This window comes from Acinetobacter sp. 24-47-66 (genome assembly GCF_056779755.1).
This window is the reverse complement of sequence record NZ_JBWYIL010000010.1, coordinates 93,958-102,084: the sequence shown is the minus strand read 5'-3', so window position 1 is coordinate 102,084 and position 8,127 is coordinate 93,958. Positions and strand designations below refer to the sequence as shown.

Here is an 8,127-nt window from a genome sequence, read left to right as displayed (position 1 = left end):
CGGTATAAGCATCATCAACAATTTTTGCACCAACCTGTTCATAGGCACTATCAATATAAGCAGCTTTAACACCTGCATTACGTTGGATAACAACACTGTGACCAGCACCAATTAACTTCTTTACTGTTTCTGGTGTCGCAGCTACACGACTTTCACCAACTACAGTTTCGGTAGGGATTCCGATCTGCATAACTAAAAATCCTTGTTTTAATAATCCATATTTCAATACGCATGTACTACTTAAGATTTAATTTTGAAATAACTGCATTTAGAGTCTCTTTCGGAGATATGCAAGAATCTATATCAAATTGACGCCATGCTATATATCCATCTGGTCTTACAAGCAAAATTCCTGAATCATGAATTTGAGACTTTTTAAACCAGCTCCCATAAATATCTCTAAATTCCTTTGAACCTATTTGAACACATCGTATATAACTTTTATTGATGGCTCTAGCAGCATCAATCCAAGCCTGACCAGATAAACCTGTAATCACTGTAAATTTGCCTTTACCTACAGCATCTAATGTAGAAAATTTGTAGCCTTTAGAATCAATTAGCCAAGCATGTGGAATTTTTGAACCTGGTCTCGTTGTTTCATTAAGGTACAATGAGGGATCTTTAAAAAAATGTTCATCTAATTTTTCATTAATCACTGCATTTGAGTAATACCGCTGATTTAATTCAATACCTTGTGCATTGAATTCGTAATTTTTTATATTGAGAGCTTCGAAAAGTTTTGCTCTAATTGCTGCACTAGATTTATCACAAGAGAAGATGTGGCTTAGTAATTTATCCTGATTTGAAATTCCTTGATCGAAACCAAATACTTCTTTTAAATGTCTATAGTCAAATCTCGATTGATTTGCTCTTTCAACGATTTGCTTTCCAATCGGTGCTCTTTCGAATGTATATGAATCTAAAATAACAGTATTAGCCCAATTTTTTATAACAAAAGCTAATTTCCACGCCAAGTTAAATGCGTCTTGTATACATGTATTAGAACCTAAACCACTGGATGGAGGGTGTCTATGGACTGCATCACCCCCACAAAAAACACGACCCAATGAGTATTCTTTGGCATATAACTGGTTTACATACCAAGTTGAAACCTTAAGAATCTCAATTTCAACATCCTCCTCCCCAATAAATTGTTTAATTCTATTTAATATCTCCTCGTTTGTGTATTTAGGCTCCCCTTGTGATATATCAAACCCCCATCCTGCAATCCATTGATCCCATGGTTCTATAGCCCTCAACAAACCCATGCCAATTTCACCAAAACCAGCTTGCGGATTAACTATCCAATTTAAAATGCTTGGTCTATGAGTAACATACTTAGAAAGATCAGCTTTAAAGTTAACATAAACAGTACCAGCTCTAGCTAGCTCACCCTCCAATGGTAAATTCAATTGCTCTACTATTTTTGATCTAGCTCCATCCATTCCAATAAGATATTTAGCTCTAACTTCAAAAAAATTACCATTTAAAAGATTCTTTAATTTAACTGTAACTCCACTTTCATCTTGTGTATGAGAAATATATTCTGTATTAAAGTTATAGACAGCCCCCCTCTCTGCTGCATTAGTCACTAATAATTTTTCCATTTTAGGCTGTATTAGATCAACTAACGGACAAGGGCTACCTGTAAGATAATCCGATTTACGCTCTTCACCTGTTCCCCATGAGCGTATACGTGCAATTTCTTCTCCAGCCAAGCTAGTTGTAATTAAAGAATCTCCCATTAAGTCCCAAGGAGTAGCAATCTCATGAACTTGAGACTCAATCCCTAAATCCCTTAGAACCTCCATAGCTCGTTGATTTGTAATATGAGCACGAGGACTGTTAGCCAACCAATTAAATTGTGAAAATAGATTTACTCTGATTCCATAAGATGCTAAAGCAAGACCCAATGTCGACCCTGCGGGACCTGTTCCTATAACAACAACATCAGTATCAAATTCATTTTTATCAGACATACTTACACCTTAACACTATAAAATTCTGTTTAGAAATAATGTACGCAAGATGAGTAAAAGAACAAATAATAATAATCTATAGAATGATATGAAATAGAATATAAAAATTAGAAATCTATCAAACGATAGAAAATAATTATTTTATAATTATGTTAAGCAGCAATAATATTTATACACTCTACCAAAGGATATAAGACTGTGAAAACAAAATTATTATGCATGTCACATACACCCTTATTAAATTATGCTGTAACCAATGAAAAAATCAGTAAAAAGTTCTATAAATCGATAGAAAACATATCAAATGAAATAAAATCATTTGATCCAACATTAATACTCATATATGGACCAGATCATTTTAATAGTTTTTTTTATGACAATATGCCTTCAATATGTATTGGACTAAATGCTCATTCAATAGGTGACTGGAACTATACCACCAAAAAAATTAATGTTCCGGAGCATACTAGTTTGAGCATATTAAAACATTGTTTAGAAAATGATATTGATATTTCATTTTCGTACAAGATGCCATTAGACCATGCATTCATACAACCATTAAGTTTATTATTGAAGGATAATTTATGTAATATTCCTGTTATACCAATTTTTATAAACTGTGCCGCAGAACCTTTACCTAAAATGTCTCGAATAATAAATGTTGGAAAAATAATAGGAGATTATTTAAAAAAATTAGATGAGAGAATACTAATAATAGGTTCAGGAGGATTATCTCATGATCCACCTACACCTCAGATAAATAGTGCAACAACTAAAGTACGTGAATTTTTAATATCAGGTAGAAATCCTACACAAATAGAAAGAGAAAATCGTGAAAAAAAAGTGATAAAAGTAGGTCAGGATATTGCTAATGGAAATAGTGACATCTCAATGAATCTTAATCCAAGCTGGGATAAATTAATAATTGAAAACTATATAAATCAAGATTTCTCTTTTTTTGAAAAAATGGGAGATAAATTCATTTCTGAATATGGTGGAAAAGGAGGGCATGAAATTAGAACATGGTCTGCTGCATTAGCATCAATGTCGACTATAGGTAATTTTGAAGTGGAATTAATCCAGTATGATCCAGCACCAGAATGGCTAGTTGCTATGGGAATACTTAAAGGACAATTAAAATAGTCTAAGGCCAGTTATAGACTGGCCTTATTTTATGGTAATGTTCTAGCATAAATTTCTGATCTGTTGATAAAAAAGGATGATAAAAATGGAATTAAGACATCTAAGATATTTTCTTGCAGTAGCCGAAGAACTTAATTTTACAAGAGCTGCCGAGAAGCTTTTTACAGTACAACCCTCATTAAGCCAACAAATAAGAGATCTGGAATATGAAGTAGGTGTACAGCTATTAGTAAGAGACAATAAAAGAAAAGTATATCTTACCCCTGAAGGAGAGGAATTTTTAAAATATGCAAAATTAGCTTTAGAAAATGCTAAAACTGCTATTTCTGCTGCACGTCAAGTTGCAAACAATAAGAATGATCAGATTTATATAAGTTTTTTGAATGTAGCAGAAATACAATTTATGCCTATGATTATTGAAAATATTAAAATTGAATTCCCTAACTATAAAATTAACATCCAAAGCTTAAATGATAGCGAACAAATAAACAAATTAAAAAACAATGAAATAGATTTATCATTCACTCGATTTCAATTCGAGACCGAGGATTTTAAAAGTCTAAAAGTAATGCACGAAAATATAGTATTAGTAGGTTCACAATATTTTTTGGATTATGAAAAAACCATTAAATCTCATGATTTAAACAACTTACCTATAGTACTTTGCGATCAAAACTCTTCACCTGTTTTTTTTGATAAAATTGATAATTTTTTAAACTCGCACAATATCATGCCTGAAAACATTATTTCAGCATCCAATTTACTCCAACATATTAATCTCATTAATAATGGCATTGGTGTAGGATTTATACCGGAATATGCTACTAAATACCTTAACAGTAACATTAAAATTTTTAAAAATGATTTAAAAATTCCATCACTTCCGTTATATGCCAACTATAAATCCACAAACACTAACAAAGCCTTAAACTTTATAATAAATAAGTTAAGAAATTACTCTAGATGATTAACACATTGATATAATTTTAATATTAAATAATACATTAATACTATCTATAAAATATTTTGTTATAAAACATATACTTAGTGGAGATCGCACATTTTATTATTTCCCCAAATTTATATATGATTCTATGGCAACTAAAGCATATAAAGGATTATTCATAATGAAAGCTGCAAGACTACATGAAGTTGGTTCAAGTTTAAAAATTGATGAAGTTGAGAAGCCTCAAATAGGACCTCATGATGTTCTAATAAAAGTTAAGAGCTGTAATTTAGTTCCAAATCTCAATAACGTAATGAATTTTTATCCCCAATGGTTTCCTTATTTGCCATTACCAAAATTACCTGCAATTTATGGTTTAGATGCAGCTGGGGAAATTTCAGAAGTAGGTAGTAAAGTTTACAATCTTAAGGTGGGTGATAAAGTATACGTCAATCCAGGGAGAAGCTGTGGATCATGTACTGCTTGTAGATCAAATCAACCTATAAACTGTAAATCTTTTACGTTTCAAGGCTACTTTGGTTTTGGGCAAGATTCCCAAAATATTTTTAATGATTATCCATATGGTGGGTTATCTGAATTTATGAGTGCCCCAGCAGATGGTCTAGTTAGATTAGGTTCAAACATCAGTTTTGACGAAGCGTGCCGATTTGGTTATATCGGAACAGCGTATTCTGCTTTGAAAAAAGCTAAAGTAACTTCTGGTACATCAGTTTTAATTACAGGTGCAACTGGTACTCTTGGTCTTGGAGCTGTTTTATGTGCTTTAGCAATGGGAGCTACTAAGATTTTTGCAGTTGCAAGAAATCAAGATTTATTAAATAAACTTAAAGATATTGATCAAAAACGTATAAACATTCTCTCTCATGGAGAAAAAGACCTAGTTAGTTGGATTGAAGAACACACTGACAACTTAGGTGCAGATGTATTTATTGACTGTCTTGGACCTGGTGCACCAGCTCAAGTTACTCTCGACGGATTAAAGTCCTTAAGAAGAGGTGGTTCAATGGTAAGTATCGGAGGTATGGAAGAAGACTTACCAGTACCAATGTTCCACATAATGACACAACAAAAAAATATACTTAGCTCACTCTGGTTTACAGTTTCCGAAGGTGAAGAACTATCCAAAATGGTTGAATCCGGAACATTAGATTTGTCAGTTTTAGAACATCTAAAATACTCTTTATTGGATGTAAATAAAGCGCTTGAAGAAATAAATCACAGAACTGGTGGTTTTACAAACGTGGTAATAAATCTATGAGTGTAATTATGCCAATTAAAAAAATTGTGACTATAGAAGACGAGAATGGTAAGTCCACACTTTCATCTGACAGATTTGTAAAACAATATAAATATCAACATATTCCGGGTTTTGCTACATATTTGGTATGGTCAGAGAAACTAGGGGAAAATGACACTAAACATCAAGATTTACATACAGTTAATTCGTTATTAGCAGATAAAAATGAATGTAAATTATTAGTTGTAGACTTTCCACCAGACTCTATTTATTCAGAAGAAAATTTTAATCCTGATTTAGCTAATAAGGAGCAGTTAGAAAATCTTTCAGGATTAATCGACCATTTTGAAATAGATAATCCTGGTATGCATAAAACTTATACGCTTGACTTTGGTATTGTGCTGAATGGTGAAATCACATTGGAACTTGACGATGGTTTATTTCAAGTGATTAAACAAGGTGAAATAGTTATTCAACAAAGTACAAGACATGCTTGGAGAAATCATACAAATAGTATTACTAGAATTGCTTTTGTTATGATTGGTAAATAATTAATTCAATTTCTTGTACAAGGATTATGTATTGGAAAACTCAATGTTTAAAATATATATCTTAATATCATTATGTTTAATTGGTTTAAAAACTAATTCTAGTGAAATTAATGATTATAAATGGGAAGCTTATACTGGTATTGGTTATGTTGATTTACCAACATCCGCTACTGTTAATGATAAATCTGGAATGATTCACGGTGCTAATGCGAGTTCTTCTAACAGTACAACTTTACTAGTCGGTATAAATTATAATTTAAACTCTAAATTAAGTGTTGAATATGCTGCTGGATACCCGCCAACAACGACAGTATCAGGCAAAGGAACTTTAAAAAGTTCAGGAGCAATAGGTGAAATTACTTATGCACCATCAGTCATTACTGCTAAATATACTGTTCTAGATAACATGTATTTGCAACCTTATGTCGGTGTTGGTGCTAGTTGGACACATGTTCTCAATACTAAGGATCACACAATAAAAAATTTGGAAGTTAAAGACTCTTTTGGTCCTGTATTACAAATAGGATTAAAAAAACCTTTAAATGAAAAACTGAATTTTTTAGTAGATGTTAAAAAAATTTGGCTTAAAACCAAAGCAAATGGTGAATTTCAAGGAGAACCTGTAGAGGCTAATATTAAATTTTCCCCTTTGGTAACTATGATTGGTCTAGGATATAAATTTTAGAATCAAAGAGCAGATTTCGATCTGCTCTACTTTTCAAAACATACTTCTTATACCTAAATAAATTTAATAAAATTTTTGATCTATCGCCATTATTCTAAATAAGAAACAATCCAATTATTTATAAATTCATCATAATAATTTACCCATATAAATTTTATACTATCTTATATTAAATTCTAATAAAAAATTAATAATAATTACAATAAAATATAAAAACAATTATTAAATGAGACAAAACAAATAGGAAAATTTTTATGAAAAAACGACATATACCACCTGTAAATATAATACTTATTTTTTGTTTAACTAATCTTTATTCAATTACTACTCATGCAAATTTTATAAATGATAGTAATTAAGGGCTTTGTTGCACAAACCTATCTGTAAAGGCTTTTTCAGCGATATAATTTCCAAATGAATAAGCCTACACAGAAAATCTACCGCACAACCAATTGGCCCGCATATAACCGAGCACTCATGAGTCGCGGAAATATTGCCCTTTGGTTTGATCCTGCTACGCAATGGTATGCGCCATCAAAAGGCAAACAAGGGCGAAATCAAACCTACTCCGACGCAGCTATCCAATGCTGCTTAATGATTAAATCCTTATTCCGTCTATCTTTACGTATGGTCACTGGCTTTGTGCAAAGTCTGATTAAACTTTGCGGATTAAATTGGACCGCACCAGATTACAGTACGCTTTGTAGAAGACAAAAGCATATTGATATTGCAATCAGCTACCAAAAAAGTAGCGATGGGCTGCATCTACTCGTAGACTCTACAGGCATGAAGTTTCTAGGTGAGGGCGAATGGAAACGCAAGACATGGACCTGAATATCGTCGCCAATGGCGTAAACTACATATTGGTATAGATGCCAAAACCCTACAAATACGCGCTATTCAGCTCACAACCAATAATGTCAGTGATTCACAGGTGCTTGGTGATTTACTTAATCAGATTCCACAAGATGAGCAGATTGACTCTGTTTATACCGATGGAGCTTATGACACCAAGCAATGCCGTCAGGTTATTGCAGATCGGCAAGCACATGCGGTGATTCCACCTAGAAAAAATGCGAAACCATGGAAAGATACAAAAAGTAGCTCGCTAGAGCGAAATGAATTACTTCGAACAGTTAAACGTTTAGGCAGGACATTATGGAAAAAATGGTCAGGCTATCATCGCCGCAGTTTGGTGGAAACCAAGATGCATTGCATCAAATTATTAGGCGATAAATTAATGGAAAGAAGCTTTCCTAGTCAGGTGAATGAAATTCATGCACGTGTAGCAGTCCTCAACAGATTTACGGAATTAGGTCGACCACTTACCCAAGTTACGCCTTAAATTTGGCTCAATTAGGGGCGCTTTGCATTTCAAATCTTTGTGCAACAAAGCCCTTTTAAACATAAAACTCAATTTATTTATGTAACTAATGAAATAGTCAAAGATCATCTGAGACCATATTTCTAAATTCTTACATAAATTCACCGGCTTATTTTATTTAATTAAAATCTTTAGCATTAATAAAAAGAACTTTTTTTCTGAAATCATCATCAAACTAATT

Annotated in this window: 6 protein-coding genes and 2 pseudogenes; 6 read left to right on the top strand and 2 right to left on the bottom strand. The window is 32.4% G+C overall.

From position 1 onward, the window contains the following. Positions 1 to 190 (bottom strand): annotated as a pseudogene (locus AC1M84_RS10540) (NAD(P)(+) transhydrogenase (Re/Si-specific) subunit alpha); the annotation flags it as partial. 46 nt (positions 191 to 236) lie between these two features. Further along, entirely contained in the window at positions 237 to 1,979 is a 1,743-nt protein-coding gene (locus AC1M84_RS10535; protein ID WP_481594964.1) for an FAD-dependent monooxygenase, read from the bottom strand. Positions 1,980 to 2,177: 198 nt separating this feature from the next. Here AC1M84_RS10535 and AC1M84_RS10530 point away from each other — a divergent pair, with 198 nt between their 5' ends. The 6 genes and pseudogenes from AC1M84_RS10530 (at position 2,178) to AC1M84_RS10505 (ending at position 7,907) form a co-directional block, all read left to right on the top strand. Next, positions 2,178 to 3,122, top strand: a complete 945-nt coding sequence (locus AC1M84_RS10530) for a 3-carboxyethylcatechol 2,3-dioxygenase (RefSeq protein WP_481594963.1) — start codon at positions 2,178 to 2,180, stop codon at positions 3,120 to 3,122. Between the two features lie 85 nt (positions 3,123 to 3,207). Beyond that, entirely contained in the window at positions 3,208 to 4,089 is an 882-nt protein-coding gene (locus AC1M84_RS10525; RefSeq protein ID WP_481594962.1) for a LysR family transcriptional regulator, read from the top strand. Positions 4,090 to 4,216: 127 nt separating this feature from the next. Continuing rightward, entirely contained in the window at positions 4,217 to 5,347 is a 1,131-nt protein-coding gene (locus tag AC1M84_RS10520) for an alcohol dehydrogenase catalytic domain-containing protein (RefSeq protein ID WP_481594961.1), read from the top strand. An 8-nt stretch (positions 5,348 to 5,355) separates the two neighbouring features. Then, positions 5,356 to 5,877, top strand: a complete 522-nt coding sequence (locus AC1M84_RS10515) for a cupin domain-containing protein (RefSeq protein ID WP_481594960.1) — start codon at positions 5,356 to 5,358, stop codon at positions 5,875 to 5,877. Between the two features lie 43 nt (positions 5,878 to 5,920). Further along, positions 5,921 to 6,562 (top strand): OmpW/AlkL family protein, encoded by a 642-nt coding sequence (locus tag AC1M84_RS10510; protein ID WP_481594959.1) that lies wholly within the window; start codon positions 5,921 to 5,923, stop codon positions 6,560 to 6,562. A 414-nt stretch (positions 6,563 to 6,976) separates the two neighbouring features. After that, positions 6,977 to 7,907, top strand: a pseudogene (locus tag AC1M84_RS10505) (IS5-like element IS17 family transposase). Positions 7,908 to 8,127 lie beyond the last annotated feature (220 nt).

Bases quoted from the DNA above. Each gene is read 5' to 3' on its own strand.
- AC1M84_RS10535 (WP_481594964.1), bottom strand. From the start codon at position 1,979: ATGTCTGATAAAAATGAATTTGATACTGATGTTGTTGTTATAGGAACA.
- AC1M84_RS10525 (WP_481594962.1), top strand. From the start codon at position 3,208: ATGGAATTAAGACATCTAAGATATTTTCTTGCAGTAGCCGAAGAACTT.
- AC1M84_RS10520 (WP_481594961.1), top strand. From the start codon at position 4,217: ATGGCAACTAAAGCATATAAAGGATTATTCATAATGAAAGCTGCAAGA.
- AC1M84_RS10515 (WP_481594960.1), top strand. From the start codon at position 5,356: ATGCCAATTAAAAAAATTGTGACTATAGAAGACGAGAATGGTAAGTCC.
- AC1M84_RS10510 (WP_481594959.1), top strand. From the start codon at position 5,921: ATGTTTAAAATATATATCTTAATATCATTATGTTTAATTGGTTTAAAA.